A 214-nucleotide genomic window follows, 5' to 3' on the forward strand; every position below is an offset into this window, starting at 1 on the left:
GGCATAACGTTCAAAGAAAGTGATCTTTTTATTTTTTGATTGGGCTACATAAAGCATATCAGGTGTCCGAATAACAAGATGCCATTTGTTCCAGCGAATTGTCGGCGATACAAAGATATGGGTAGCATTTGGATGGTGTTGCCTTGCCTGCTTGACAACATCTCTCTTCTCACTAATCCGCCATACATAGTATAAAACCAATCCTACATAGATA

1 pseudogene is annotated in these 214 nt (G+C 39.3%); it reads right to left on the minus strand.

The features are described 5' to 3' along the window. A pseudogene (locus tag CHH91_RS21070) lies at positions 1-214 on the minus strand (metal-dependent hydrolase); the annotation flags it as partial.

This window comes from Virgibacillus sp. 7505, assembly GCF_002272135.1.
Taxonomy (GTDB): domain Bacteria; phylum Bacillota; class Bacilli; order Bacillales; family Amphibacillaceae; genus Terribacillus.